General features: G+C 72.8%; 18 protein-coding genes. 13 read left to right on the top strand and 5 right to left on the bottom strand.

Features of this window, described 5'->3' with window-relative positions:
- The first annotated feature begins 5 nt into the window (after positions 1 to 5).
- The 9 genes from OG758_RS31140 (at position 6) to OG758_RS31100 (ending at position 12,986) form a co-directional block, all read left to right on the top strand.
- Positions 6 to 1,271: a 6-phospho-beta-glucosidase gene (locus OG758_RS31140; protein ID WP_326712976.1), complete on the top strand. Its 1,266-nt coding sequence runs from the start codon at positions 6 to 8 to the stop codon at positions 1,269 to 1,271.
- Positions 1,262 to 2,254, top strand: coding sequence for an N-acetylglucosamine kinase (locus OG758_RS31135; protein ID WP_326712975.1), 993 nt, complete (start codon positions 1,262 to 1,264; stop codon positions 2,252 to 2,254). Before OG758_RS31140 ends, OG758_RS31135 begins: the two co-directional genes overlap by 10 nt.
- Before the next feature lie 281 nt (positions 2,255 to 2,535).
- Positions 2,536 to 3,990 carry a hypothetical protein gene (locus tag OG758_RS31130; RefSeq protein ID WP_326712974.1) on the top strand — a complete coding sequence of 485 codons (1,455 nt, stop codon included), beginning with the start codon at positions 2,536 to 2,538 and terminating at the stop codon, positions 3,988 to 3,990.
- 17 nt (positions 3,991 to 4,007) lie between these two features.
- Positions 4,008 to 5,012, top strand: coding sequence for a glutamate ABC transporter substrate-binding protein (locus OG758_RS31125; RefSeq protein WP_326712973.1), 1,005 nt, complete (start codon positions 4,008 to 4,010; stop codon positions 5,010 to 5,012).
- 83 nt (positions 5,013 to 5,095) lie between these two features.
- On the top strand, positions 5,096 to 6,412 hold the full coding sequence (locus tag OG758_RS31120) for a hypothetical protein (RefSeq protein ID WP_326712972.1): 1,317 nt from the start codon (positions 5,096 to 5,098) through the stop codon (positions 6,410 to 6,412).
- The gene (locus OG758_RS31115; protein ID WP_326712971.1) at positions 6,409 to 8,967 is read left to right on the top strand and encodes a serine/threonine-protein kinase; all 2,559 of its coding nucleotides are present in this window, start codon (positions 6,409 to 6,411) and stop codon (positions 8,965 to 8,967) included. Before OG758_RS31120 ends, OG758_RS31115 begins: the two co-directional genes overlap by 4 nt.
- 1 nt (position 8,968) lies before the next feature.
- A complete protein-coding gene (locus OG758_RS31110; RefSeq protein ID WP_326712970.1) occupies positions 8,969 to 10,294 on the top strand; it encodes a PP2C family serine/threonine-protein phosphatase in 1,326 nt (441 codons plus the stop codon).
- A 99-nt stretch (positions 10,295 to 10,393) separates the two neighbouring features.
- Positions 10,394 to 11,746, top strand: coding sequence for a vWA domain-containing protein (locus OG758_RS31105; RefSeq protein WP_326712969.1), 1,353 nt, complete (start codon positions 10,394 to 10,396; stop codon positions 11,744 to 11,746).
- A gap of 34 nt (positions 11,747 to 11,780) precedes the next feature.
- Positions 11,781 to 12,986: an FHA domain-containing protein gene (locus tag OG758_RS31100; RefSeq protein ID WP_326712968.1), complete on the top strand. Its 1,206-nt coding sequence runs from the start codon at positions 11,781 to 11,783 to the stop codon at positions 12,984 to 12,986.
- Positions 12,987 to 12,989: 3 nt separating this feature from the next.
- On the opposite strand, the gene OG758_RS31095 is transcribed toward OG758_RS31100, so the two are convergent.
- Positions 12,990 to 13,976: a methyltransferase domain-containing protein gene (locus tag OG758_RS31095; RefSeq protein WP_326712967.1), complete on the bottom strand. Its 987-nt coding sequence runs from the start codon at positions 13,974 to 13,976 to the stop codon at positions 12,990 to 12,992.
- Between the two features lie 207 nt (positions 13,977 to 14,183).
- On the opposite strand from OG758_RS31095, the gene OG758_RS31090 reads away from it, so the two are divergent.
- The 4 genes from OG758_RS31090 to OG758_RS31075 all read left to right on the top strand — a co-directional run bounded on the left by OG758_RS31090 (position 14,184) and on the right by OG758_RS31075 (position 21,903).
- Positions 14,184 to 14,588: a globin gene (locus OG758_RS31090; RefSeq protein WP_326712966.1), complete on the top strand. Its 405-nt coding sequence runs from the start codon at positions 14,184 to 14,186 to the stop codon at positions 14,586 to 14,588.
- A gap of 152 nt (positions 14,589 to 14,740) precedes the next feature.
- Positions 14,741 to 18,076 carry an FtsX-like permease family protein gene (locus OG758_RS31085; RefSeq protein WP_442810360.1) on the top strand — a complete coding sequence of 1,112 codons (3,336 nt, stop codon included), beginning with the start codon at positions 14,741 to 14,743 and terminating at the stop codon, positions 18,074 to 18,076.
- 1 nt (position 18,077) lies between these two features.
- Complete coding sequence (locus OG758_RS31080; RefSeq protein WP_326712964.1) at positions 18,078 to 20,855, top strand: FtsX-like permease family protein; 2,778 nt, start codon at positions 18,078 to 18,080, stop codon at positions 20,853 to 20,855.
- A gap of 91 nt (positions 20,856 to 20,946) precedes the next feature.
- The gene (locus tag OG758_RS31075) at positions 20,947 to 21,903 is read left to right on the top strand and encodes an ABC transporter ATP-binding protein (protein WP_326712963.1); all 957 of its coding nucleotides are present in this window, start codon (positions 20,947 to 20,949) and stop codon (positions 21,901 to 21,903) included.
- Between the two features lie 29 nt (positions 21,904 to 21,932).
- Here OG758_RS31075 and OG758_RS31070 read toward each other — a convergent pair whose 3' ends face one another.
- The 4 genes from OG758_RS31070 to OG758_RS31055 all read right to left on the bottom strand — a co-directional run bounded on the left by OG758_RS31070 (position 21,933) and on the right by OG758_RS31055 (position 26,304).
- Positions 21,933 to 22,607, bottom strand: coding sequence for a hypothetical protein (locus OG758_RS31070; RefSeq protein WP_326712962.1), 675 nt, complete (start codon positions 22,605 to 22,607; stop codon positions 21,933 to 21,935).
- On the bottom strand, positions 22,604 to 23,044 hold the full coding sequence (locus tag OG758_RS31065) for an acyl-CoA thioesterase (protein ID WP_326716093.1): 441 nt from the start codon (positions 23,042 to 23,044) through the stop codon (positions 22,604 to 22,606). The genes OG758_RS31070 and OG758_RS31065 overlap by 4 nt, the downstream gene beginning before the upstream one ends.
- Positions 23,044 to 24,708, bottom strand: a complete 1,665-nt coding sequence (gene ettA / locus OG758_RS31060) for an energy-dependent translational throttle protein EttA (RefSeq protein WP_326712961.1) — start codon at positions 24,706 to 24,708, stop codon at positions 23,044 to 23,046. The genes OG758_RS31065 and ettA overlap by 1 nt, the downstream gene beginning before the upstream one ends.
- A gap of 180 nt (positions 24,709 to 24,888) precedes the next feature.
- A complete protein-coding gene (locus OG758_RS31055) occupies positions 24,889 to 26,304 on the bottom strand; it encodes a Cys-Gln thioester bond-forming surface protein (protein WP_326712960.1) in 1,416 nt (471 codons plus the stop codon).
- Positions 26,305 to 26,406 lie beyond the last annotated feature (102 nt).

The raw sequence follows: 26,406 nt of genomic DNA, 5'->3' as shown, positions 1-26,406 counted from the left end.
CCGATATGAAGCTCGCTGTGGTCGGCGGAGGCTCGACCTACACACCCGAACTCATCGACGGATTCGCGCGGCTGAGGGACACCCTGCCGATCGAGGAGCTCGTGCTCGTCGACCCGGCGGCCGACCGCCTGGAACTGGTCGGCGGCCTCGCGCGGCGCATCTTCGCCAAGCAGGGCCACCCCGGCGTCATCCGTACGACGAGCGATGTGGACGCCGGTGTCGCCGACGCCGACGCGGTCCTGCTCCAGCTGCGCATCGGCGGCCAGGCCGCCCGCAACCAGGACGAGACCTGGCCGCTGGAGTGCGGCTGCGTCGGCCAGGAGACGACCGGCGCGGGCGGCCTCGCGAAGGCGCTCCGCACGGTGCCGGTGGTCCTCGACATCGCCGAGCGGGTGCGCCGCGCGAACCCGAACGCCTGGATCATCGACTTCACCAACCCGGTCGGCATCGTGACCCGCGCGCTGCTCCAGGCCGGGCACAGAGCCGTCGGTCTGTGCAACGTCGCGATCGGCTTCCAGCGGAAGTTCGCGCGGCTGCTCGACGTGACGCCGTCGCAGGTCCACCTCGACCACGTGGGTCTCAACCACCTCACCTGGGAGCTGGGTGTCCGCCTCGGCGGCCCGGACGGCGAGAACGTGCTGCCGCGTCTGATCGGCGAGCACGGCGACGCCATCGCCGAGGACCTGCACATGCCCCGCGCGATCGTCGACCGGCTCGGGGTCGTGCCCTCCTACTACCTGCGCTACTACTACCAGCACGACGCGGTCGTGCGGGAAATGCGCACCAAGCCGTCGCGCGCCTCCCAAGTGGCCGCGATGGAGCGGGAGTTGCTGGAGATGTACGGCGACCCGACGCTCGACGAGAAGCCGGAGCTGCTCGCCAGGCGGGGCGGCGCCTTCTACAGCGAGGCGGCTGTGGACCTGGCGGCATCCCTCCTCGGGGGCGGCGGCTCCCCGTACCAGGTCGTCAACACGTACAACAACGGCACGCTGCCGTTCCTGCCCGACGACGCGGTGATCGAGGTACAGGCGGCGGTCGACGGCAAGGGCACGAGGCCGCTGGCCGTGCCCGCGCTCGACCCGCTGTACGCGGGCCTCATCGCGAACGTCACCGCTTATGAGGACCTGGCACTCGAAGCCGCCCTGCGCGGCGGCCGCGACCGCGTCTTCAAGGCGCTGCTCGCGCACCCTCTGGTGGGCCAGATCGACTACGCCGAGCAGCTCACGGACCAGCTGATCGCCCACAACCGGGAGCACCTCGCGTGGGCCTGAGCTCTTCTGTGAACGGCTGGGTGCTGGCCATCGACGCCGGCAACAGCAAGACCGACGTCGCGGTGGTCGCGGCCGACGGCACCGTCGTCGGCTCGGCCCGCGGCGGCGGGTTCCAGCCGCCCAAGGTGGGCGTCGAGGCCGCCGTCGACGTGCTCGCCGAGGCCGTCGGCCGTGCGCTCGCCGAGGCGGGCACGACCACGGTGGGACACGTCTCGGCGTGTCTCGCCAACGCCGATCTGCCCGTCGAGGAAAAGGAGTTGGCGGCGGAGCTGATCACTCGCGGCTGGGCCGCCTCCGTCGACGTACGCAACGACACCTTCGCCGTCCTGCGTGCCGGGCTCCTCAAGGACTCCGAGCCGCGCGGCGTCGCTGTCGTGTGCGGCGCCGGCATCAACTGCGCCGGGATGCTGCCGGACGGGCGCACCGCCCGCTTCCCCGCGATCGGCAAGATCTCCGGCGACTGGGGCGGTGGCGGCGGCCTCGCCGAGGAGGCCCTCTGGTACGCGGCGCGCGCCGAGGACGGCCGTGGCGAGACGACCGCCCTGATGCGTTCCCTGCCCGCACACTTCGGTCTCCCCTCCATGTACGCGCTGATCGAGGCGCTGCACCTGGGCCGCATCCCGATGGAGCGACGGCACGAGCTGACTCCGGTGCTCTTCGCGACGGCGGCGGACGGCGACCCGGTGGCCCGCACCCTGATCGACCGCATGGGCGACGAGGTCGTGGCCATGTCCGTGGTGGCCCTGGACCGGCTGGGCCTGCTCGACGAGGAGACCCCCGTGCTCCTGGGCGGCTCGGTGCTCGCCGCCCGCCACCCCCAACTCGACGACCGGATAAGGGAGATGCTCACGGCACGCGCCCCTAAGGCGGTACCGCGCGTGATCACCGCCCGGCCCGTCCTGGGCGCGGCACTGCTCGGCCTCGACGCCGTGGGAGCGGACGAGGACGTGCACGCCCGCGTGCGGGCGCACTTCGGGGTCTGAGGGCCCCGGCGGCACGCGCTGCCGCGCCCGGCGCGCGCGGAGGGAACCGATCGGATTCTCCCTTCGTGTTCAAGAGCAGGGGCTGCACGACGGCGTAGGGGGCGTCCGACCATCCCCAGGGGGCGTTCGGCGTGGTGTGTTCGCACGGGAATCCGAACAAGATCCAGTCAATGGCTGTGCGGATGTCAGTCCCTGCGGCAATACTTGCGGCCGTGCACCTTCGCCCGCGCTCCCCGCACGCCGGACGGAAGTGACGGACCGATGACCATGGGGGAGGTCGAGTGAACAACCCGCCGAACGGCAGCGCGGCGCCGCCGGGGACGGTCGGCGCGCCCACGATGCCATCCGTGCCGCCGCAGGTGCCGCCGCAGGTGCGGCCGCCGCACGCGCAGGGCCCGGAGCCCGCCGCGCCCGCGCGCAGCACCGCATGGGCGGAGGGCGTCGACCGGGTGCGCGCCGCGGCGACGACGGAGCCGGGGCGACTGCGCATCATCGGCGCGGTACTCGCGCTGCTCGTCGTCGTGTTCGGCGCGGTCACGGCCTGGCAGATGAGCGACCGCTCGGCCGCCGCGGACGACGTCCTGCACAGCAGCCAGCCCCTGAGCGCCGACGCGGCGGACATCTACCGTTCGCTCGCCGACGCCAACACGGCGGCGTCCAGCGGCTTCCTGGCGGGCGGCCAGGAGCCGGCCGAGACGCGGGACCGGTACGAGAAGGACATCAGGACCGCCGCGGCCAAACTGGTGACGGCGGCGGCGAACTCGGACCCCGACTCCCCCTCCACCGCGGCCATTTCGAAGCTCAACAAGCTGCTGCCGCAGTACAAGGGCCTCATCGAACGCGCCCGGGCGAACAACCGGCAGGGCTTCCCCTTGGGGGGCGCCTACCTGAGGTACGCGAACGAGACGATGCAGGAGCAGATGCTCCCCGCGGCCGAGGACCTGTACAAGAAGGAGAACGAGCGGCTCCGCTCGGACTACGACAGCGCCACGCCCTACCCCTGGGCCGCGATCGGCCTCGGCGTCGTCGCGCTCGGCGCGCTCGCCTGGGCCCAGCGGCGCAACTACCGCCGGACGAACCGCGTGCTCAACCACGGCCTGGTCGCCGCGACGACCGCGTCCACGGTCGTCCTCCTCTGGCTCGTCGTCGGCCACAGCGTCGCCCGCGCGGGTCTCGACGAGTCCTACGACCACGGGGTCCGCTCGCTGAACGTGCTGCACGACGCGCGCATCGCCTCCCTCAAGGCGCGGGGCAACGAGAATCTGACGCTGGTCAGCCGCGGCGCCGAGACCGTCGAGGTGAAGGGCGTGGCCGAGGACGCCTTCGACGTGGACTACCAGAACCAGATGAAGACGCTCGCCACGAAGCTCGGGGACGCGGCGAAGCTCGCCGACGACAGCACGGGCAAGCGGCCCGTGCAGGCCGCGGGTGACAACATGCGGGTGTGGCAGGACCGCCACAAGGACGCCCGCGAGCAGGACGACGCGGGCAACTACCAGGGGGCGCTCGACAAGGTGATCGGCTCCGCGCAGGACAAGCCGACCCGCGAGTGCTTCGACAACGTCGACAAGGAACTGCAGTCCGCCCTGACGCACGAGCAGGCGGAGTTCAAGCAGGCGGCCACCGACGGGCGCGGCGCGATGACGGGACTCCCGGTGGGCGCCGCCGTACTCGCCGTACTGGGCGCGGCGGGCGCCGTGCTCGGCATCGGGCGCCGGCTTTCGGAGTACCGGTGAGAGGGGGCGGGACAGCCATGAGCGCACGACGTACGCGGATCAGCCTGCGCGGCTGGGGCGGTGTGGCGGCCATGGCGGTCGCCTGTGCCCTGACCGCGGTCCTCGCGCTGCTGCTCCCCCTGACCCGGGGCGCCGTCGGCGACGGGAGCACGGGCGTCGGCGGCCCCGGTCTGGCCACGGGTGTGCAGGCCAGAGCCGACAACTGCACCGATCCGGAGCGGAGCCTGAAGCCGTCCGGCGACGAGTCGGGTGCGGCGGTCAAGGCCATCAAGAAGCGCGGCTACCTCATCGTCGGCGTCGACCAGAACAGCTACCACTGGGGCTACCGCGACCCGAACAAGAAGTCCAGCGAGCTCGAGGGCTTCGACATCGACCTGGCGCACGAGATCGCCCAGAAGATCCTCGGCGACCGCGACCTGATCCGGTTCCGCGCGATCCCGACCAACCAGCGCATCCCGGCGATCAAGCACGGGAACGTCGACATGGTCGTCCGCACGATGACGATCAGCTGCGCGCGGCTCACGGACGTCGCCTTCTCGACGGCGTACTTCCAGACCGGGCAGCAGGTGCTGGCGCCCAAGACCTCCTCGATCACGGGGTACGACAAGTCGCTCGCGGGCAAGCGGATCTGCACGGCGGCCGGCTCGACCGCCTTCGACCGTCTCGACGCGGACCGGAGGGCGGGCACGCTGGCCGCCGGCGCCGACATCTCCACGACGGTGCCGAACCAGCTGGACTGCCTCGTCCGGCTGCAGCTCGGCGAGGTGGACGCCGTGGTGACGGACAGCGCACTCGCCGCGGGCCAGGCCGCGCAGGACCCGACGGTCGAGCTCAAGGGCACGCCGTTCACCAAGGAGTTCTACGGCGTGGCGATGAAGCGCGGCACGGACGACCTGGTACGCCGGGTCAACCAGGTCCTGGAGGACTTCCGCAAGGACGGCGGCTGGCAGGACTCGTACGACACGTGGCTCAAGGACGGTCTCGGCGCGGCCTCCGGGCCGCCCGCACCGAAGTACAAGTAGCCCCGGCCGGGCGCTACTTGCGGCAACTGCACAGCGGCGGCCGACGGCAGTCGGCGGCAGCGATGTGAACGGAGAGGTGATCGATGGGCGTCACGGGACCCCCCGGTCCGGTGATGGACCGGGACGAGGTGGACCGTGCGCTGGCGCGGCTCGGCGCGGAGCACGAGGCGATCGAGACGTCACTGTTCGCCCTCCAGGACCACGCGGGCCGCAGACTCCTCGAAGGCGCGCGGCTGACCGGCACCACTCAGGAGCGCTGGGCGGCGGCGGACCAGGCGATCACACTGCTGTGGTCGTACTTCGACGCGTACACGGCCGCGCTGCGCTCCGCCCGTGAGATCCGGGCACGGCGCCGCTGGTCGAGCCGTGAGGACCTCGTCGACCTGACCGAACTGCTGCGCGGCGAGAGCGTGACCGTCGCCGGAAGCGGCCCCTCCACGCCCGCGTCACTCACCGGCCCCGCCCGGCTCAGCGACCGGTTCACCCTCGCCGACCTGGTCGAGCGCATGAACGACCTGTACGCGAGCTCGCTGGACATGGTGGTCGCCGCCGACGCCGTCTGGTCGGCGCTGCCCGCCCGCATAGACCTCCTCGCCGCCGAGCTGGGCCGCACGCGTCAGCTCGCGCACTCCGTCGGCGTACGCCCGGGTGAGCACCCCTCGGGCGACGACCTGGAGCGGATCACGCACGCGCTGACGCGGCTGCGGGAGGACGTCGTGTCCGATCCGCTGGCGTACTGGCGTTCCGGGACCGGCAGTTCGGCACCCGGCGGTGGCCGGCCCGACACGACGGCGTACGACCGTGAGGCGCAGGCCCTGGAGGAGGTGCGCCGGGAGATCGACGCGGTGCTGACCGTGCGGCAGGACGCGGAGGTCCGGCTCGGCAGGCTGCGGGACGTCCTCTCGCGCGCCGACCGCACGCTCGCCGAGGCGCGGTCCGCGCGCGGCGAGGTCCTCGCCAAGATCGCCGCGTTCGAGGTGCCCGCGGTCAGCGGCCCGCCGACGGCGCTCCAGGAACAGCTGGCGACGGCGGCCGAGTACCGCAGATCCGCCCAGTGGCACCGGCTCTCACCGCTTCTGGAGACGCTGGAGACGCGGGCCGAGGACGAACTCCTGCGGGCCCGCGAGTCGTTGACGGCGGTCACGCAGCCCTTGGCGGTCCGCGCCGAGCTGCGCGGCCGCCTCGACGCGTACAAGGCGAAGGTGGCGCGGCTCGGGTTCGCCGAGGACCCGCTGCTCGTGGAGCGTTACGACGCGGCCCGGCGGATGCTGTGGAGCGCGCCCTGCGATCTGCGGGCGGCCGAGGACGCGGTCCTGCGGTACCAGCGGGCGGCCGCCGACGTATTGGTCCCGCGGGTGCCCGAACAGGGCGGTCCCGCCGACCGGAGGGGGGAATCATGAGCGAGCAGCGGCAGTGCCAGCGTCCCGGGTGCGCGGGGTCGTACGAGGACGTGGGCGGCGGGGAGCTGTACTGCGACACCTGCGGTCTGGCCCCGGTGGTCTCACCGACGGGCATGGTGACGTCGCCGCCGACGGGCATCACGGTCGGCGGCCGTGGCTCCAACAGCGCCAGCGGGCACAGCAGTTCGCGGGCCAGCTCGCGCTCCTCGTCGCGGTCCTCGCAGTCGCGCCGGTCGGTCTCGGGCCGTCTGTCGCGCTCCCTGTCGGGGCAGTCCGGTTCACAGGGGTCCCGGTCGGTGTCGGTGCGCAGTTCGGGCGCCTCGGCCGCGTCGTCGGGGCGCGGGCGCCTCGGCGTCGGTCTGGTCCAGGTGCCGGACGTGCCGCGGCCCGACCCGCGGGCGATGATCCAGGAGAACCCCGAGGTCCCCGAGCGGAAGCGATTCTGCTCGCGCTCGGACTGCGGGGCTCCGGTGGGCCGCGCGCGCGGTGAACGCCCGGGCCGCACGGAGGGGTTCTGCACGAAGTGCGGCCACCCGTACTCGTTCGTGCCGAAGCTGCGCACGGGCGACATCGTGCACGGCCAGTACGAGGTGGTGGGCTGTCTCGCGCACGGCGGGCTCGGCTGGGTCTATCTCGCCGTGGACCGCGCGGTCTCCGACCGCTGGGTCGTCCTCAAGGGCCTCCTCGACACGGGTGACCAGGACGCGATGGCGGCGGCGATCTCGGAGCGGCGCTTCCTCGCGGAGATCGAGCACGCGAACATCGTCCGCATCTACAACTTCGTCGAGCACCTCGACCAGCGCACCGGCTCCATGGACGGCTACATCGTCATGGAGTACGTCGGCGGCAAGTCCCTGAAGGAGATCGCCAACGGACGCCGCACGCCGGCCGGCAAGCGCGACCCGCTGCCGGTCGAGCAGGCCTGCGCGTACGGGATCGAGGCGCTGGAGGCGCTCGGGCACCTGCACAGCCGCAACCTCCTGTACTGCGACTTCAAGGTCGACAACGCGATCCAGACGGAGGACCAGCTCAAGCTCATCGACATGGGCGCGGTCCGCAGGATGGACGACGACGAGTCGGCGATCTACGGGACCGTGGGCTACCAGGCGCCCGAGGTCGCGGACGTCGGCCCCTCCGTCGCCTCCGACCTGTACACGGTGGCGCGCACGCTGGCCGTCCTGACCTTCGACTTCCAGGGCTACACGAACGTCTTCGCGGACTCGCTGCCCGACCCCGACAGCATCGAGGTCTTCCGCACGTACGAGTCGTTCTACCGGCTCCTCGTACGCGCCACCGACCCCGACCCGGCCCGCCGGTTCGCGTCCGCGCAGGAGATGGCGGAGCAGCTGACCGGCGTCCTGCGTGAGGTCGTGGCGCTCCAGACGGGCCGTCCGCGCCCGGCCCTGTCGACGTTGTTCGGGCCCGAAGTCAAGGTCACGGACACGGAGTTGTTCGCGCGGCTGACGGGCGAGGTGTCGCGGCTCGGAGTCCGGGCGGAGCCGGTGCGGCGGAAGGGGCGGGGCGCACAACAGGCCGCACCCGCGCTCCCGTCGGCCGGCGTGCCCGCCGCGCTCCCGGGCACTCCCGGCTCCCCCGGCTCGTTGGTGAAACCTCTCAACGCCGCCGCCACCGCGCTCGCGCTCCCCGTGCCGAGGGTCGACCCGGGCGACCCGAACGCCGGGTTCCTCGCGGGCCTCATGGCGTCGGCGCCGGGCGAGCTCATCACCGCGCTGCGCGCCGCGCCCGCCGCCTCCGTGGAGCTGCGCCTGCGTGAGCTGCGGGCCCGCCTCGAAATGGGCGAACTGATCTCCGCCGCCCGTGCGTTGACGGAGCTGGAGGCGCAGCACCCGGACGACTGGCGGGTCGTCTGGTACCGCGGGGTCGCGGCGCTCGCGACCGGCGACCACACGAACGCGGCCCTGTCGTTCGACGCGGTCTACGACGCGTTCCCGGGCGAGCCCGCCCCGAAGCTCGCGCTCGGTGTGTGCGCGGAGGTGCTCGGCCAGCTGGACAACGCGGCGGAGTACTACCGCCTCGTCTGGGCCACCGACCCCAGCTATGTGAGCGCCGCGTTCGGCCTGGCCCGGGTGCAGCTCGCCGCGGCCGACCGCCACGGTGCCGTGCACACACTGGAGTCCGTACCGGAGTCGTCGATCCACTACACGGCGGCCCGGGTCGCCGCGGTGCGGTCCAGGCTGCGGCAGCGGATGGCGGAGGCGGCCCTCGCGCACGGGCCGCTGCTCGACGACCTGACGGCCGCGGCGGGCCAGGTCGAGGCGCTGGACGGGTTCGGCCTGGACGCGGTGCGGCGGGAGCAGTTGTCGACCGAGGTCCTTGGTACCGCGCTCGACTGGGTACTCTCCGGTAGTCAAGGTTCCGCTCCGCGCCAGGGACCCGTGAGAACCCTGGTGCTGGGGAACGACCTGGACGAGCGGGGGCTGCGACTCGGCCTCGAGCGCTCGTACCGGACACTGGCCAGGCTCGCTCAGGTTGGCGAGGAGAGGATCGAACTGGTGGAGCGGGCGAACCGTTACCGTCCACGGACGTGGGTGTGAGTTGATGTCGCAGATGCCTCGGCCGACGGCCATGTCGACATGCCCCAGCTGCGAGGAGCCCCTCGAGTCGGGTGACCGCTTCTGCGGCGCGTGCGGGTACGACCTGTCGGCGGTGCCGGCCCCGCCGGACGACCTGCCGACGGTCACCCTGAGCACGGACGGCGCGGCGCCGGCACAGACGCCCGACGTGGACTGGCCGTCCGCCCCCGAGCTCGACAGCTCCGACACCCCGGCGCCCGTTCATCTGCCCACCGACCTGCCGGGCACCGATTCGGGTGGCTCCGAACTTCCGTCGGTAGTCCGCTTCGACGGGGTTCCCGAGCAGGCCGGCGAGTCCGCCGGCGACTACACGCTGCCCGCGCCCGATCCGCGTACGGTGCCGCCCGAGGCGCTCGCGACCCCGCCCGCGGGCACGAAGCTCTGCGTGGCGTGCCGGGCCGGGCACGTCGACCGCGACGGCTACTGCGAGAACTGCGGGCACGCGCAGCCGCGCGAGCGCGATCACATGGAGCAGGAGCTGGGCGCGGTCGCCGCGGTCAGCGACCGGGGGCTGCGCCACCACCGCAACGAGGACGCGTTCGCGATCGCGTCGGCCGCACTGCCCGACGGGACGCCGTCCGTCGTCTCGATCGTCTGCGACGGCGTGTCCTCGGCGACCCGCCCCGACGAGGCGTCCCTGGCCGCGTCGCGCGCCGCGAGCGAAGCGCTGCTGGAGTCCCTGCCGCGCGGCACGCATCCGCAGCAGGCCATGCACGACGCGATCGTCGCGGCGGCCGAGGCGGTCAACGTCCTGGCGCAGGAACCCGGTTCGGCCCGCGAGCACGCCCCGCACCAGAACGCGCCCGCGTGCACGCTGGTCGGCGCGATCGTCGCCAAGGACCTGCTGATCGTCGGCTGGGTCGGCGACTCGCGCGCCTACTGGGTGCCCGACGACCGCGCGGCCCCCGCGGCCCGCCTCACCGAGGACGACTCGTGGGCGGCCCAGATGGTCGCCGCGGGCCTGATGAACGAGGCGGAGGCGTACGCGGACGAGCGCGCGCACGCCATCACGGGCTGGCTCGGCGCGGACGCGTACGAACTGGAGCCGCACACGGCCTCGTTCAAGCCGGACCGCCCCGGCGTGGTCGTGGTGTGCACGGACGGGCTGTGGAACTACGCGGAGGCCGCCGAGGACATGGCCAGAGTCATCCCGGCCGACGCGGCGCACCGGCCGCTGCACAGCGCCCAGGTCCTCGTGGGCCACGCGCTCGACGGCGGCGGCCACGACAACGTAACAGTGGCGGTGCTGCCGTTCCCCGTCCCGCCGCAGGGGGCAGGATCGGCCTAGGGCCTTTCGTCACGAAAGGCCCTGGGCGGCGCGGGGAAGTCGCCGGGTCGTCGGGGATGTTCCACGAGGTGCACGAAGGTGTAGGGGGGACCAACAACCATGGCCAAGTTCTCGAAGCCGAGCGTTCCGCAGTTCTCGGTCGACGTCTATCAGAACGAGTTCCTGCCGGAGGGCGGCCGCGAGGTCAACGCGATCGTGACCGTGACGTCGACAGGCGGCGGCACGGTCAGCGGCGCGGTGGCCGCTCCGCAGTTCTACGCCGCGGGCCGGGGGGCCGACGCGGCGGTCGCGCTGATGGTCGACTGCTCGGGCTCGATGGACTACCCGCCGACGAAGATGCGCAACGCCCGTGACGCCACGGCCGCCGCGATCGACGCCCTGCGCGACGGTGTGCACTTCGCCGTGATCGGCGGGACGCATGTGGCGAAGGAGGTCTACCCGGGCGGTGGCCGGCTCGCGGTCGCCGACGCGCAGACCCGTGACCAGGCCAAGCAGGCGCTGCGCAAGCTGTCCGCGGGCGGCGGCACGGCGATCGGCACCTGGCTGCGCCTGGCCGACCGGCTGCTCTCCGCCGCCGACGTCCCCGCGTCCTCGGTGCGTCACGGCATCCTGCTGACCGACGGGCGCAACGAGCACGAGTCACCCGAGGACCTGAAGGCCGCGCTCGACGCGTGCGCGGGCCGCTTCACGTGTGACGCGCGTGGCGTGGGGACGGACTGGGAGGTCAAGGAGGTCACGGGGATCGCCTCGGCCATGCTCGGCACCGCCGACATCGTCGCCGACCCGGCAGGCCTCGCCGCCGACTTCACGCGGATGATGGAGACGGCGATGGGCAAGGAGGTCGCGGACGTCGCGCTGCGGCTGTGGACGCCGCTCGGCTCCGAGATCAAGTTCGTGAAGCAAGTGGCGCCCACCGTCGAGGAGTTGACGGACCGTCGCGTCGAGGCGGGCCCCCGCGCGGGCGACTACCCGACGGGTTCGTGGGGCGACGAGTCCCGCGACTACCACGTGTGCGTACAGGTCCCGAACGCCGAGCTCGGCCAGGAGATGCTGGCCGGCCGCGTCTCACTGGTGATCCCGGGGGCCGACGGCAGCGCGCAGACCCTGGCGCAGGGACTCGTACGGGCCGTGTGGACGGACGACATGACGGCCTCCACGTCGATCAATCCGCAGGTCGCGCACTACACGGGACAGGCGGAACTGGCACAAGTCATCCAGCAGGGACTGGATGCCCGCAAAGCGGGCGATGCGGACGGAGCGACGGCCAAGCTGGGACGCGCGGTACAGCTCGCCGCGGCGTCCGGGAACGCGGATACGGCCAAACTCCTCTCGAAGGTGGTGGACGTGGTCGACGCCGCGGAAGGTACTGTTCGATTGAAGGCCAAGGTCGCCGAGGCTGACGAAATGACCCTCGAGACCCGGTCCACGAAGACTGTCCGTGTCAAGAAGTGATGACGTAGCGAAGTAACGGAGGGGAAGCGCCGACATGCCGACCTGCCCGAACGGACACCAGTCGGGTTCCGACGACTGGTGCGAGGTCTGCGGTCACCGCATGGCCGGTGCCGTACCCCCGCCCCCTCCCCCGCCGCCCCCGGCCGCCGGTTACGGCTACCCCCAGGGTGGCCAGACCCCGCCTCCCGGCTACGGCTACCCGCCGCCGGGGAACGCCGGCCAGCCCGCTCCGCCGCCGCCCGGCGCCGGCCCCGAGCTGTGCCCGCAGTGCCGCACGCCCCGTGAGGGCGGCGCGCCGTTCTGCGAGGAGTGCCGGTGGAACTTCCTGACGAACACGGCCACGTCCTACACGCCGGCCGCGCCGAACCCGCCGGCTCCCGGCCCCGGCCCCGGTCAGGGCCCCGTCGGCCCGAACCCGGCGCTCCGCTTCCAGCAGCCGCCCGGTCCCGGTGACTCGTTCGAGTACCAGGGCTCGCGGCCCTCGCAGATGAACCGGCCCGCCGAGCCGATCCCGCCGTTCGGCGGTGGCCCGGCGCAGGCCCCGCCGCCCCCGCCGGGCCCCCGCACGGGTGGCGCCCCGCAGGCGTTCCAGCAGCCGGGTCCGCCGGCCCCGCCCGCGTTCCCGCAGGAGACCGGCCACCCGCAGGGTCCGCCGCCGCCTCCGCCGGGTCCGTCGTTCGGCGGCGGTGACGACTGGGTGCTCTCGCCCCCGTCGGCCCCGGCGCAGCAAGGTCAGGGTCCCGGCGCGACCGAGGCGCCGGGCGGTCCTCAGGGCTTCCCGCCGCCGCAGCAGACCCAGGCTCCGCAGGCGCCCCAGGGTTTCCAGCAGCAGCCGGCGACCTGGAGCGCGACGATCGGCCCGGACCGTGAGTACTTCATGGCGATGATGCACCGCAGCGGGCCCGAGGCCTCGGGCCTGAACCTGCCCGCGTACTCGCCCGAGCAGCAGCGCCGGCTCACCGGGAACCAGCTGACGATCGGCCGTCGCCGCCACTCCACGGGCGACACCCCCGACATCGATCTGTCGGTGCCGCCGGAGGACCCGGGCGTCTCGCACCAGCACGCCGTGCTGGTGCAGCAGCCGGACGGATCGTGGGCGGTCGTCGACCAGAACTCGACGAACGGCACCACGGTCAACGGCGGCGACGAGCCCATCCAGCCCTTCGTCCCCGTGCCGCTCCAGGACGGCGACCGGGTGCACGTGGGCGCCTGGACGACGATCACGATCCACCGGGGCTAGTTCCTACATCCGGTCGGAGCGCAGTGACCAGGCGTACGGCCCTTCGGGGTCGTCCAGCCAGGCCCACTCGTGCTCGCCGCTGACCGTGATGCCGAACCGTTCCCGCACGGGCCGTCCCTCCCGCTCCCACAGGGCGAGGGCCTCGTGCGGGTCGAGCCGGCCCGCGGTCAGCGAGAGCAGGAACCGGAAGAGTTCGTCGGCGAGCACCCTGCGGGGCAGCCCGCCGATGTGCTGCACCGGTTCCTCGCCCTGCGTCCCGCCGCGCAGGGGAACGAAGTAGGCGGGCGTGTGCAGGAAGCGGCCCTCGGCGTGGCCGGCCTCGCGCACCGTGAGCAGGATCAGGCCGGTCGCGAGGGGCGCCAGGATGCGTGCCCCGGGCCGGCACTGCGCGGGCCAGGCACTGGGCACGGCCCTCAGCGCGCAGGTCGCGATGATCCGGTCGTACGGGGCATGCTCGGGGCAGCCGGCCGCGCCGTCGCCCGTGACGACATGAGGCCGGAAGCCCGCCGTGGCGAGGTGCCGGCGCGCGGACTCGGTGATCTCCGGGTCCAGGTCGACGGTGGTGACGTTCTCGTCGCCGGCGCGGCGGGCGAGCAGCGCGGCGTTGTAGCCGGTGCCCGCGCCGATCTCCAGGACGCGGTGCCCCTCGCGTACGTCCAGCTCGACGAGCATCCGTGCCATCAGGGACGGCTGGCTGCTGGACGACACCAGCTCACCGTCGCGCACCCGGGTCGCGAGCGGCTCGTCGGCGTAGGCGCCGCGCAGCCAGCGCTCCCGCTCCCGCGGGTCGGGGTCCTCGCGCCACAGCCGCCGGTAGCCGGTCGGCGCCGGAAGGTAGTAGTAGGGCACGAACACATGGCGCGGGACCTGCTCGAACACCTCGCGCCAGGACGGGTCGCCGTCGAAGGCCCCGCTCACGGCGATCTCCCGCACGAGCGCGGCCCGTGCCGCGTCGGCTCCCGCATCCGGGTCCGTGCCCTGTGCGCCCATGCGTCCACTGTGCTGTGCCGGAGGCGTAAGAGCGAGCCCCCGTCCGGGGTGTAGTCGGGTGCGGGGAGGGCCGGTCCTAAGCCTCAAGTCCTCGTCCCGGTCGTCTGAGACGATGGACACGTGCTGCATTTCCCGGGGGACGACCCCCGGGCCCCCGGCCGGAAAGGCATCGGGGTGACCCGAGCGAGAGTTGTGAGGCCCACCGACGTGACCGAGATTCCGCGCGGCACGCTTCAGGAGCAGACCTTCTACGAGCAGGTCGGCGGCGAGGAGACCTTCCGGCGCCTGGTCCACCGCTTCTACGAGGGTGTCGCCCAGGACCCGCTGCTGCGGCCGATGTACCCGGAGGAGGATCTGGGTCCGGCCGAGGAGCGCTTCACGCTGTTCCTGATGCAGTACTGGGGCGGTCCGCGCACCTACAGCGACAACCGGGGCCACCCCCGCCTGCGGATGCGGCACGCGCCGTTCGCCGTGGACCGGGCTGCGCACGACGCGTGGCTGCGGCACATGCGGACCGCGGTCGACGAGCTCGGCCTGTCCGAGGAGCACGAGCACACGCTCTGGAACTACCTGACGTACGCCGCGGCTTCGATGGTGAACACGGAGGGCTGAGACGCCGTTATCCGATGCGCCGCCCCCGTTATCCGGTTCCCCCACCCCTTCCCCAACCCCGTTCGCTCTGAAAGTATCCGGACAGACTTTCGGGGGATGCGCGGCGTAGAGCGGGTACGGGGGCAGGGGTGTCGGGATTTGTCTTTCTTCGGGTGCGCGCGCACCGGTTGCTCCTGACGGCTGCGCTCCTCGCGGTCCTGCTGACGACGTCGGTTCTCGCGATGCTCAGCGCCTTCTCGGGCGCGATCGGTGACGCCGCCCTGCGCAACAGCCTGCGCACCCGCGACGCGGCGACCACGGCGCTGACGGTCAAGGCCGATGTGTCGGCCGAGGGCCGCGAGGCGGCGGACGCAGCGGTCCGGTCCGGGGCGCGGGACACCTTCGACGGTCTGCCGGTGCGGGTGCAGACGCTGATGAGGTCGGGCCCGTACGCGCTGCCGCGCTCCCTCCAGGCGCCCGCCGCCCGCTCCGGGAACCCCGACCTGACCCAGTTCGCGGCGCTGGAGCGCGGCGAGGTCCGCATCACGAAGGGCCGCGCCCCCAAGGCGGCACAAGGATCCAAGGCATCGAAGGGATCGAGGGCGCCCGTCGAGGCGGCGCTCCCCGAGGCCGCGGCCCGGCAGCTGAAACTGCGCCCCGGCGACAAGCTCACCCTGAAGGACCGCATCGGCGGCCCCACGGTGTCGGTCGTGCTCACCGGCGTGTACCGGCCCGTCCGGCCGACCGCCCCCTACTGGAAGCTCGACGACCTCGGCGGCCGCGGCATCCAGAAGATCTCCTTCACGACGTACGGGCCGCTGCTCGCCGCCCCCTCCGACCTCACGGCCGGCCGGGTCTCCGCCGGGAAGTCGGCCTGGCTGGCGTCCGCAGACTTCTCGTCGGTGACGACGTCGGACATCCACACGCTGCGCAGGAGCGCCCTCGAAGGCACCAGGGCGCTCCTGCGCGAGAAGGCGCTCGCGGGCACGACCGGGGTGACGACCTCGCTGCCGGAGACCCTCGACCGGGCGGAGCGTGCCCTGCTCGTCTCCCGCTCCACCCTCCTCATCGTCGCGCTCCAGCTCGTCCTGCTCGCCACGTACACGCTGCTGCTGGTGGCCCGGCTGCTGAGCACGGACCGGGCGGGCGAGACGTGGATGCTGCGGGCGCGCGGCGGTTCGCGGGCCCGGGTGACCTCGCTCGCGGCCATCGAGGCGCTGCTGCTCGCACTGCCCGCCGCCGTGTGCGCGCCGCTCCTCGCGGGCCCGCTGACCCGGCTGCTGTCCTCCTGGGGTGCCCTGTCCCGGATCGGGCTGCGACTCGACGTGAGCGCCGACCGCGGAGTGTGGCTCGTCGCCGTGGCGGTCGCGGTGGGCTGCGCGCTCGCCGTGACGGTGCCCTCGCTGAGCGCCGCCGGTCCCGAGCGCGGCCGGGCCAGGGCCCTGCCCGCCCCGCTGCGGGCGGGCGCCGACGTCGGGCTCCTGGTCATCGCGGCCGTGGCGTACTGGCAGCTGGACCGGCAGACGTCCGGTTCGGGCACGCTCAGCAGCAACGCCTCGGGCACCCTCGGCATCGACCCGCTCCTCGTCACGGCCCCCGCGCTGGCTCTGCTCGCCGGTACGGTCCTGACGCTGCGGCTGCTGCCGCCCGCCGCGAAGCTCGCGGAGCGGCGCGCGGCCGGCGGGCGCGGGCTGCCGTCGGCGCTCGCGGGCTGGCAGCTCAGCCGCCGCCCGCTACGCGGCGCGGGCCCCGTCCTGCTCCTCGTACTCGCCGTCGCCATGGGCATGTTGGCGATCGGGCAGGGCGCGTCCTGGAACCGCTCGCAGGAGGACCAGGCGGACTTCCGGGCGGGCGCCTCCATCCGTGTCCTCGCGCCGGGCGGCGGGCTCGGCCAGGCCGGGGTCTACGCGGCGGCTCCCGGCGTACGGGACGCGGCCCCCGCCCTCCGCGCGACGATGCCCCTGACCGGAAGCCGCGAGGCGACGCTGCTCGCCCTCGACACGGCGCACGCCACCGACGAGTTGCTGCTGCGGGACGACATGTCGTCGAAGTCCCCGTCGCGGCTGCTGTCGTCGCTGCGCACCGGTGGGGACGCCCGCTCGCCCGGCGTCGTGCTGCCCGCCGACGCGGCCGGCGCCTCCCTCACGCTGCGCCTGAGCACGCCCGCCCGTCCGCACGACGCCTCACCGTCCGATGTGCGGGGCCCCGTCACCGCGACCGTCGAGGACCGCTACGGAACCCCGTATCAGGTGTTCCTGGACGACCTGCCCGCCGACGGGCGCGCGCACCGGCTCGCGATGGACCTCGGCGGGGGCGGCGGCTCGTCCCTCGACCGGGCGGCGACCCCGCTGACCCTGACCGGCCTGGCCCTCGACATCAACCAGTCCGTCACCGAGACGGTGAAGCACCGCCTGACGTTCGAGGAGCTGCGGTCCGTGAACGCGGCGGGCGCGCAGCAGTCGCTGAAGCTGGGCACGCGGTGGGGGGCGTCCGTGCAGGGAGGCGGGGAAGGAAACGGTGACACCCGGCCCAGCGCCCCGGTGCTCGGCCGTCCGTCGGACGGCCATGTGTTCGTCGGGTTCGACACCGGGCAGCTCGATCCGCTGCGCATCCCGTTCGGGGCGCCGCCCAGCATGAGCGTCCGGCTCACCGCGAAGCGCCCCCTGGTCAAGGAGGTCACCGCCGTGGCCACCGACCGCTTCCTGAGCTCGTCCGGCGCGAAGGTCGGCTCCACCGTCGCCGTGCCCGTCAACGGCTCGCCCATCAAGGTGCGGATCTCCGCGAGCGTACGCGCCCTGCCCACCACGGGGCCCGAGGCCGGGGCCGACACCGCGACCGAGATGGACACCGGCCCCAAGTCCGCCGACGGGGGCGCCCTGCTGCTCGATCTGCCCACCCTGAACCGGGCGCTCGCCGACCGGCACAAGGAGACCGTTCTGCCCGACGAGTGGTGGCTGAGCACCGAGCCCGGCCGCAGCGCCGAGGCCGCCGCCGCGCTGCGCGCCCGCCCCGACGCCGACCCGGCGCAGGTCGTCGTGCGGTCCGAGATCGCCGAGTCCCTGCGCGACGACCCGCTCGGCGCGGGACCGCAGTCGGCGCTCGCCGCGGCCGCGGTCGCCGCCGCTCTCCTCGCCGCGGTCGGGTTCGCCGTGAACACGGCGGGCTCGATGCGCGAGCGCGGCGACGAGTTCGCGATCCTGCGGGCGCTCGGCGCGCCCCGGCGCCAGCTCGCCCGTCTCGTCGCCGCCGAGCAGGGCATCCTGGTCGCGCTCGCCCTCCTGGTGGGGCTGGCCCTGGGGTCGTTCCTCACGAGAGCCGTCGTGCCGCTCGTCGTACTGACCGGGCAGGCCGCGCAGCCGATGCCCCGGGTCCTGGTCGAACTGCCGTGGGGCCAGGTCCTGTTCCTCCTCGCGGGCGTCGCCGCGACACCCGTCCTGATCACCGCGGGCATCGCCCTGCGCCGGCCGCCGGACGCCGCCATCACACTGCGCCGCCAGGGGAGTGAGTGACATGACGCCACCGACCGTCGCCCCCTGGGTGCGCACCCGCCTGCGCGCCGCACCCGGCGCCGCCTGCGCGCTCGCCCTCCTGGTCGCCCTCACGTCTTGCCTGGCCGCCGTGTTCCCGCGCGCCGTCCAGGACTACGAGGACGCGGGCCTGCGCCACGCGGTCTCTGCCGCGGCACCCCAGCGCACCGTGCTCGACCTCACCACCGCGCAGCCCGCCATCGAACAGGAGGCGGGCGAGCGGGACGAGTTGATGCGCACCGAGTCCATGCGCGCCGCGTACGACAAGATCGTCGGCTCCCTGCACGCGCCGCTCGCCGTGGACGAGACGCAGTCCTCGTACGGGCTGCGCACCACCGTGCAGTTGAAGGCAGCGGACACCGACACATGGCTGCCGCGGCCCGACGGGCTGGGCGCCCAGTTCACCCTCTCCGCGCAGACCGGGCTCGCCCGGCACAGCAGCGTCGCGGCGGGCCGGATGCCGCGCGCGGGCAAGGTCACCTGGAAGACGACCGAGGTGGAGGGCGCCGTGACGGCCGCGACCGCCAAGGCGCTTCACATCGAGCCCGGTTCGGTGATCCACGTGCCCGCCCTGATGGAGGGCAACGTGTCCGTGCGCATCACCGGTGTCCTGAAGGCGAGGGACCCCAAAGCGTCGTACTGGGCGGCCGCTCCGGTCCTCGCCGCCCCGTCGCTGCGCCAGACCGAGACGCGACCTCCGTCGAATTTCTGGGTCGGCGGGATCCTCCTCGCGCCCGACGCGGCACCCGCGCTGCTCGGCACGGCGGGCGACCCCGAGCAGTTCTGGCAGCTCGCGCCCGACCTGGGTTCCCTCGACGCACGCACCATGCCCGCCCTCAAGTCCGCTGTCGCCTATACGAAGGACGGCCCGGGCCTGCTCGCGGTGCGCGGAGCCACGGGCGGCGACACCGAGGTCGCCACCGGCCTAGACGAGTTCGTCACCGGCTACCAGGAACTGCGGGCCCGTATCGGCCCGGTCGTCTCCGTCGCCGCGTACGGCACGGGCACGGTCGCCTGCATCGTGCTCCTGATGGCGGGCGGCCTGGCCGCCGAGCGGCGCCGAGCCGAATTCACCGTCCTGCGCTCGCGCGGCGGTTCGGTGCGCGGGCTCGCCGGGCGGCTGCTCGCCGAGACGGCGGTCGTGGCCGTGCCCGCGGGCGCGGCCGGACTCGCGCTCGCGCTGGTCGCGGTCCGGCACGGCCGCTGGCAGCCCGCCGTGCTCGCGGCCGCCGCGGTCGTCCTGCTCACCTGCCTCGCCCTGCCCCTGCGGGCCGTCGCCGCGCACCGCCGCGTCCACGTGGGCGGCGCGCGCGACGACCTCGCCCACGCCCGCCCCTCGCGCCGCCGCACCGTCGCCGAACTCACCCTGCTCGTGCTGGCGGTCGCGTCCATCGTGGCGCTGCGCCGCCGGGGCACGTCCGACGGCGGGGACAGTCTGGTCGCGCTCGCGCCGGTCCTGGTCGGTGTCGTCGCCGCGTTCGTCCTCGTACGCGTGTATCCGCTGCCGCTGCGCTGGCTGGCCCGCCCCGCCGGGCGGCTGCGCGGCGTCGTCGGCTATCTGTCGCTCGCGAGGACGGGCCGCGCGACGGCCGGTGCCGGTACGGCGGTACTCCCCCTGCTCGCGCTGCTCACGGCGCTGACGACGGCCGCGTTCGGCGGTTCGGTCCTCGCGGGCATCGACCACGAGCGGGACCGGGCGGCGGTTCTCACGACCGGCGCGGACGCCCGCGTCGAGTCCGGCTCCCCGCTGCCCGCCGCGCTCGTTGGGCAGGTCCGGAAGATGCCCGGGGTGCGGGACGTGTCGCCGCTGACGCTGCGGTACGACGCCGAGCCGAAGGACGGCAAGCGCAAGGTGCCGATCGCGGTCGTGGACACGGCGTCGTACGCGCGTCTGTCCGCCCGTACGGACCTCGGGGAGTTCCCCGCCGGCGCGCTGACGACGGACGCCGCGAAGGCCGGCACCGCCGCGTCGCCGCTCCCCGTGCTGGCCTCCCCCTCGATGCGGGACGTCTTCGGGACCGGGCCGTTCTCGCTGTGGATGGACGGCGAGGACGTCGTGCTGCGCATCTCCGAGGTCCGTACGACGACGCCCGCCCTGTCCGACGACTTCCTCGTGGTCGACAGGACGGCCCTGGCCCGCCGGGTCGGCATCGGCCAGAAGTCCAACGAGGACATCGCGTACCGCTACCTCCCCAGCTCCCTCCTCGTCACCGGCGGCCACATCGACGGGCCCGCCCTGCGCAAGGCCGCGGGCTCCAAGGTGTCGGTGCGGCTGCGCGCCACCGAACGCGCCCGGTACGTCGACTCGCCCCTCCAGACCGGCGCCGCCCGCGTCTACTCGGCGGCCGTCGTCATCGGCGCGGGGTACGCGGCGCTCACCCTGCTCCTCGCGCTCGCCCGCGCCGCCCCCGAACGCACCGCGCTCCTCGCGCGCCTGCGCACCATGGGTCTCACCCGCCGCCAGGCCCGCCGCCTCCTCATCCTCGAAGCGCTCCCCCAGGCCGCGCTCGCCGCGGCGGGCGGCGCCCTCACGGGGTGGGCGGCGATCCGGCTCCTCTCGCCGGGCCTCGACCTGACGGGTCTGGCCCTGGCGACGGCCGGTGACGGGGGCCCGGTGGCGCAGCTGCGCACCGACGCCCTGTCGCTCCTGCTGCCCGCGCTGTGCGTCGTCCTGCTCGCCACGGCCGTGGCGGCCGGGCAGGCCTGGTGGACCGGACGGCGGGGATTCGTCCGGGAGTTGAGGGCGGGGGAAGCGTCATGAACCGATGGGGACAGCGGGCGTACGACGTCACCACACCGACAGGATCGGCAACGTCAGCGGCTAGGGCCGAAGGGACACCGGGAGAGACATCATGACCACCACCGACCCCACCCTCGCCGATCTCGAACGGCGCGCCGCGGACCGCCGCGAGCAGCCCGCGTACGGCCATGACGCCCTGATCACCTGCGACCGGCTGGTGCGGATCTTCTCCACTGACGGCGTCGAGGTGCAGGCACTCCAGGGGCTCGATCTCCTGGTGCGCGAGGGCGAGTTGATGGCTCTGGTCGGCGCGTCGGGCAGCGGCAAGTCGACGCTGATGAACATCCTCGCGGGGCTCGACGAGCCGACGGCGGGAGCGGCGAAGGTCGCCGGCTGCGACCTGCTCACGATGGGCGCGAAGGAGCGCCTGCGCTACCGCAGGGACATCGTCGGCTTCGTGTGGCAGCAGACGGCCCGCAATCTGCTCCCCTACCTGACGGCGGCCCAGAACGTGGCGCTCCCGATGCAGTTGAGGGGCGGCACCAAGCGCTCGCACAAGTCCCGGCGGGCCGTGGAACTCCTCGAAATGCTGGGGGTCGGCGACTGCCGCGACCGGCGTCCGCAGGCGCTGTCGGGCGGCCAGCAGCAGCGCGTCGCCATCGCGGTGGCGCTCGCCAACGAGCCGTCGGTCCTGCTCGCCGACGAGCCGACCGGCGAACTGGACTCCCACACGGGCGAGCAGATCTTCGCCGCGTTCCGCACGGCGAACGAGGAGCTGGGCACGACCATCGTGATCGTCACGCACGACCAGACCGTCGCCTCCGAGGTCCGCCGCACGGTCGCCATCCGCGACGGCCGCACCTCGACGGAGGTCCTGCGCCGCACGGAGGTCGACGCGGCGACGGGCCAGGAGTCCCTGATCTCACGGGAGTACGCGATGCTCGACCGCGCGGGCCGGCTCCAGCTCCCCGCGGACCACACGCGGGCACTGGGAATGCGGGACAGGGTGCTCCTGGAGCTGGAGGAGGACCACATCGGGGTGTGGCCGGACGACACCGAGCAGGGCTGATCCTTCAGACGGGTGTCCGGTGCCGTCGGTCAGGCGGGCGTCACGAAGAGGCCGGAGAGCCCGTTGCCGCGCCGCAGCGCCACCGAGCCGTAGGCCGTGCGCAGCCGCAGCCACGAGCCGCTGCTCAGGAGGTCGAGCGCGTCCCCGCGAAGGAAGCCGAGCGACTGGGCCGCGTGGGCGGCGCGCACCGGAACTCCGGTGTCACCGATGGTCCGCGACCAGATCTCGCGCCCGATCCGGTCCAGTTCGACGCGGGTGCGCGCGTCGGGAGCCAGCTCCTCGACACGCGCCTTGAATTCGGCGACGGCGGCCCGTACGAGCCCGCGTACGACGTCCACGTCCGGGAAGCCGGGGACCAGCTCCCAGCCGCCGCGAGGGGGCAGGACACCGGCCCACGGAGGACCGGTCACCGCGGCGGGCACGCGCGCGGTCCCGGCGGCCTCGTCGATCGACTCGAGCAGCTCACCGGCCGACACGGTCACGTCGAGCGAGCTGTCCAGCCCGTACTCGTACGGCTTCAGGAGGCGGGCCGTGCGGATCGCGAGCACCTCGAACGACGGCGGCCGCCCGAAGACGGCCAGCGCCTGTCCGCCCGCCTGGAGCCGCACGGCGGCGGCCCGGTCGTAGTGCACCAGCCGGCCGAGGAAGGCGGCGAGGTCCGCCCCTTCCCCGGCGTCGGCGAAGTGCAGCACGGGTGCCGTCATGCGGCCAGCGCCCCCGAGCCGCTGTCGGCGCTGTCGTCCATGTACTCCTTGAGGTACGCCTTCTCCTCGGCGGTGATCCGCCGGGGCCGCTGCGCCTCCAGGTTGAACGGCACGACCACGGTCGAGGCCCGCACGTAGACCTGGTCCTCGTCCTTGATCTCGTACGCGATCGTGAGCGACGCGGCGCTGATCTTCGTCACCCACGACTCGATGGTGACCGGCGCGTGCCGGTGCACCAGCGGGCGTACGTAGTCGATCTCATGGCGGGCCACGACGGACCCGCCGGAGAACGACGGCGACCCGTCCCCGGGCGCCAGCTGGAACATGAAGTCGATCCGCGCTTCTTCCAAGTACCGCACGAAGACAGCGTTGTTGACATGCCCGAAGGCATCCATGTCCGACCAGCGCAGGGGGCAGGCGTAGATATGACGCACGATCAGCCTCGCGTCAGCTTCTTGTACGTGGCACGGTGCGGACGCGCGGCGTCCGCGCCGAGGCGCTCGATCTTGTTCTTCTCGTACGACTCGAAGTTGCCCTCGAACCAGTACCACTTGGAGTCACCCTCGTAGGCGAGGATGTGCGTGGCGACCCGGTCCAGGAACCAGCGGTCGTGGGAGATGACCACGGCCGCACCCGGGAACTCGAGCAGCGCGTTCTCCAGCGACGACAGGGTCTCGACGTCGAGGTCGTTCGTCGGCTCGTCGAGGAGCAGCAGGTTGCCGCCCTCCTTGAGCGTCAGGGCGAGGTTGAGGCGGTTGCGCTCACCGCCGGACAGGACGCCGGCCGGCTTCTGCTGGTCCGGGCCCTTGAAGCCGAAGGCGCTGACGTACGCGCGCGACGGCATCTCGACCTGGCCGACGTTGATGTAGTCGAGCTCGTCCGACACGACGGCCCAGAGGGTCTTCTTCGCGTCGATGTTGGCGCGGCTCTGGTCGACGTAGGAGATCTTGACCGTGTCGCCGACCTTGATCGAGCCGTTGTCCGGCGTCTCGAGGCCCTGGATCATCTTGAACAGCGTGGTCTTGCCCGCGCCGTTCGGACCGATGACGCCGACGATGCCGTTGCGCGGCAGCGTGAACGACAGGTCGTCGATGAGGACCTTGTCGCCGAAGGCCTTGGAGAGGTTCTCGACCTCGACGACGATGCTGCCCAGGCGCGGGCCCGGCGGGATCTGGATCTCCTCGAAGTCCAGCTTCCGCATCTTGTCCGCCTCGGCGGCCATCTCCTCGTAGCGGGCGAGACGGGCCTTGGACTTGGTCTGGCGCCCCTTGGCGTTGGACCGCACCCACTCGAGCTCTTCCTTGAGCCGCTTGGCGCGCTTCTCGTCCTTGCGGCCCTCGACCTTGAGGCGCGTGGCCTTCTTGTCGAGGTACGTCGAGTAGTTGCCCTCGTAGGGGAGCGCGCGGCCGCGGTCCAGCTCGAGGATCCACTCGGCGACGTTGTTGAGGAAGTAGCGGTCGTGGGTCACGGCGACCACGGCGCCCGCGTACTTCGAGAGGTGCTGCTCCAGCCAGTTCACCGACTCGGCGTCGAGGTGGTTGGTGGGCTCGTCGAGGAGCAGCAGGTCGGGGGCCTCGATGAGGAGCTTGCACAGCGCCACGCGGCGCTTCTCGCCACCGGAGAGGTTGTTGACGGGCCAGTCGCCGGGCGGGCAGCCCAGGGCGTCCATGGCCTGCTCGAGCTGCGCGTCCAGGTCCCACGCGTTGGCGTGGTCCAGGTCCTCCTGGAGCTTGCCCATCTCCTCGAGGAGGGCGTCCGAGTAGTCGGTCGCCATGAGCTCCGCGACCTCGTTGAAGCGGTGGAGCTTCTTCATGGTGTCGGCGGCGCCGTCCTGCACGTTCTCCAGGACCGTCTTCGACTCGTCGAGCTGCGGCTCCTGCATGAGGATGCCGACGCTGAACCCGGGCGAGAGGTAGGCCTCGCCGTTCGACGGCTGCTCGAGGCCCGCCATGATCTTCAGCACCGTGGACTTACCGGCACCGTTGGGACCCACGACACCGATCTTCGCGCCGGGCAGGAAGTTCAGGGTGACATCATCCAGAATCACCTTGTCGCCGTGCGCCTTGCGCGTCTTGCGCATGGTGTAGATGAACTCAGCCAAGAGAAACCGTCCGGCAATCGATGTGTGGGCAGATACACCCCATCTTGCCTGACGTCCATCCCTGGATGGAAACCGCGTGGCGTGCGTCACTCTTGGTGACGCTCCGGGTGCGGTCGGGAACGCATACGGCCCCGGCCGCCGTGGAGGCGGGCCGGGACCGAGGTCGGGCGTGGTGTGGGGTCAGTCCTGGGTCGGGGCCTTCTTCTTACGGACCAGGAAGACCGCTCCGCCGCCGATCACCACGAGGGCGATGGCGATCCCCGCGATCATCGGGGTGGCGTTCGAGCTGCCGGTCTCGGCGAGGTCGCCGGCCTGGGTGCCGGTGCCGCCCACGGAGGCCGGGCTGGGCTGCGACGACGGCTGCTCACCGCCGCCCGTGGTGCTCTCGGTCTTGCAGTCGAGGACGCCCTTGAAGCGCTTCTCGAAGCCGTTCGGACCCTTGATCGTGAAGTCGTAGGCCTGGTCCTCCTGCAGCGGGATCGTCACCGTCTGCGAGGCACCGGCCGCGATGGTGTGCTCGATGCCCATCAGCTTGAAGGTGAACGCCTCGTCACCCTTGTTGGTCGCCGTGATGTCCACGCCGCCCTTGGCGCAGTTCTTCTGGGCCGACAGCGCGGGGGCCGCGCCCTTCTTCGCCCAGTTCGCCGTGGCGGTCGCGGAGACCGTGGACTCGCTGGAACCGGCGAGGATCTGCGTCTGGCTGCGAGTCTCGGAGGCGAAGGCCCTACCGACGGGCACGGTCGTCGACGCCTGCACCGTCAGCGCGGCCGTGCCGTCGGCGGCGTCCGCGGGGACGTCGAAGAACAGCTGCCCGCCGTCGACGGCGGATGTCACGGGCTTGCCGTCCTTGTCGACGACCTTGACCCCGCTGGCGGCCGCGTCGGCGGGCGGCGTCACGCTCACGCTGTCGGCGTTCGTACGGACCGTGACCGGGCCGAGCCGGTCACCGGCGCGGCCGGAGACGGCGGAGGGCTCCAGGTTCAGCGAGGCCTTCGGCTCGGCGAGGGGCTGGGCGCTCTTCTGCAGGTAGTCGGCGAGCTTCTCGGCCGCGGGGCTGACCGCGTCCACGTCCGCGCCGTCCGAGTAGCGCCAGATGGCGACCTGGGTGCCGGCCGCGGCGTCCTTCTCGGTGAGGCTGCCGGCGCCGGCCTTGCGGGCCAGCTCGGCGAGGTCGTTGACCTGGGGGTAGGAGTTCTGCAGGATCCAGCGGATCTTGCCCGCGTCCGCGTTCCCGTTCAGCGACGTGCCGCTCCAGGGGGTCTCCTGGTACTTGGCGTCCCGCTGGGTCGGGTTGTGGATGTCGATGCAGTACGTCTGCAGCGTGCCGCCGTTGTCGACGGACATCTCGAAGAGTCCGGCGGAGACGGGCTGGTCCTGGCCGTGGTCGTGGATGACGGCCTGACCGTAGGTCTTGAGCCCGCCGATCGTGGCGGTCGCGCCGCCCTGCTGCTGGGGGACCTCGTCCGCAGAGGCCGCACCAGCGCCGGATATCGCGGCGGTGGCCACGAGTCCGGACACCAGGGCCGCCGCGGCGAGGCGGGCGGCGCCCCGCCCGCGAGGGGTGACCGCCGACAACACAGATACCGCAGAGAACACAGAATTCCCCTTCAGGCGGGAGACATTGGCACGAGGGGGGTGACGTCCCGCCGACAGAACGATGTGTGAATCAGACGCTTGAGCAGACGTCCGAATCAATGG

The organism is Streptomyces sp. NBC_01474 (assembly GCF_035918215.1).
GTDB lineage: Bacteria > Actinomycetota > Actinomycetes > Streptomycetales > Streptomycetaceae > Streptomyces > Streptomyces aureus.
Note: the sequence above shows the minus strand (reverse complement) of the source record. Positions and strands in the feature narration are given on the sequence as shown.

Excerpts from the sequence above, each read along its gene's own strand:
- OG758_RS31140 (WP_326712976.1), top strand. The coding sequence starts at position 6 with ATGAAGCTCGCTGTGGTCGGCGGAGGCTCGACCTACACACCCGAACTC.
- OG758_RS31125 (WP_326712973.1), top strand. The coding sequence starts at position 4,008 with ATGAGCGCACGACGTACGCGGATCAGCCTGCGCGGCTGGGGCGGTGTG.
- OG758_RS31120 (WP_326712972.1), top strand. The coding sequence starts at position 5,096 with ATGGGCGTCACGGGACCCCCCGGTCCGGTGATGGACCGGGACGAGGTG.
- OG758_RS31115 (WP_326712971.1), top strand. The coding sequence starts at position 6,409 with ATGAGCGAGCAGCGGCAGTGCCAGCGTCCCGGGTGCGCGGGGTCGTAC.
- OG758_RS31105 (WP_326712969.1), top strand. The coding sequence starts at position 10,394 with ATGGCCAAGTTCTCGAAGCCGAGCGTTCCGCAGTTCTCGGTCGACGTC.
- OG758_RS31100 (WP_326712968.1), top strand. The coding sequence starts at position 11,781 with ATGCCGACCTGCCCGAACGGACACCAGTCGGGTTCCGACGACTGGTGC.
- OG758_RS31095 (WP_326712967.1), bottom strand. The coding sequence starts at position 13,976 with ATGGGCGCACAGGGCACGGACCCGGATGCGGGAGCCGACGCGGCACGG.
- OG758_RS31080 (WP_326712964.1), top strand. The coding sequence starts at position 18,078 with ATGACGCCACCGACCGTCGCCCCCTGGGTGCGCACCCGCCTGCGCGCC.
- OG758_RS31075 (WP_326712963.1), top strand. The coding sequence starts at position 20,947 with ATGACCACCACCGACCCCACCCTCGCCGATCTCGAACGGCGCGCCGCG.
- OG758_RS31070 (WP_326712962.1), bottom strand. The coding sequence starts at position 22,607 with ATGACGGCACCCGTGCTGCACTTCGCCGACGCCGGGGAAGGGGCGGAC.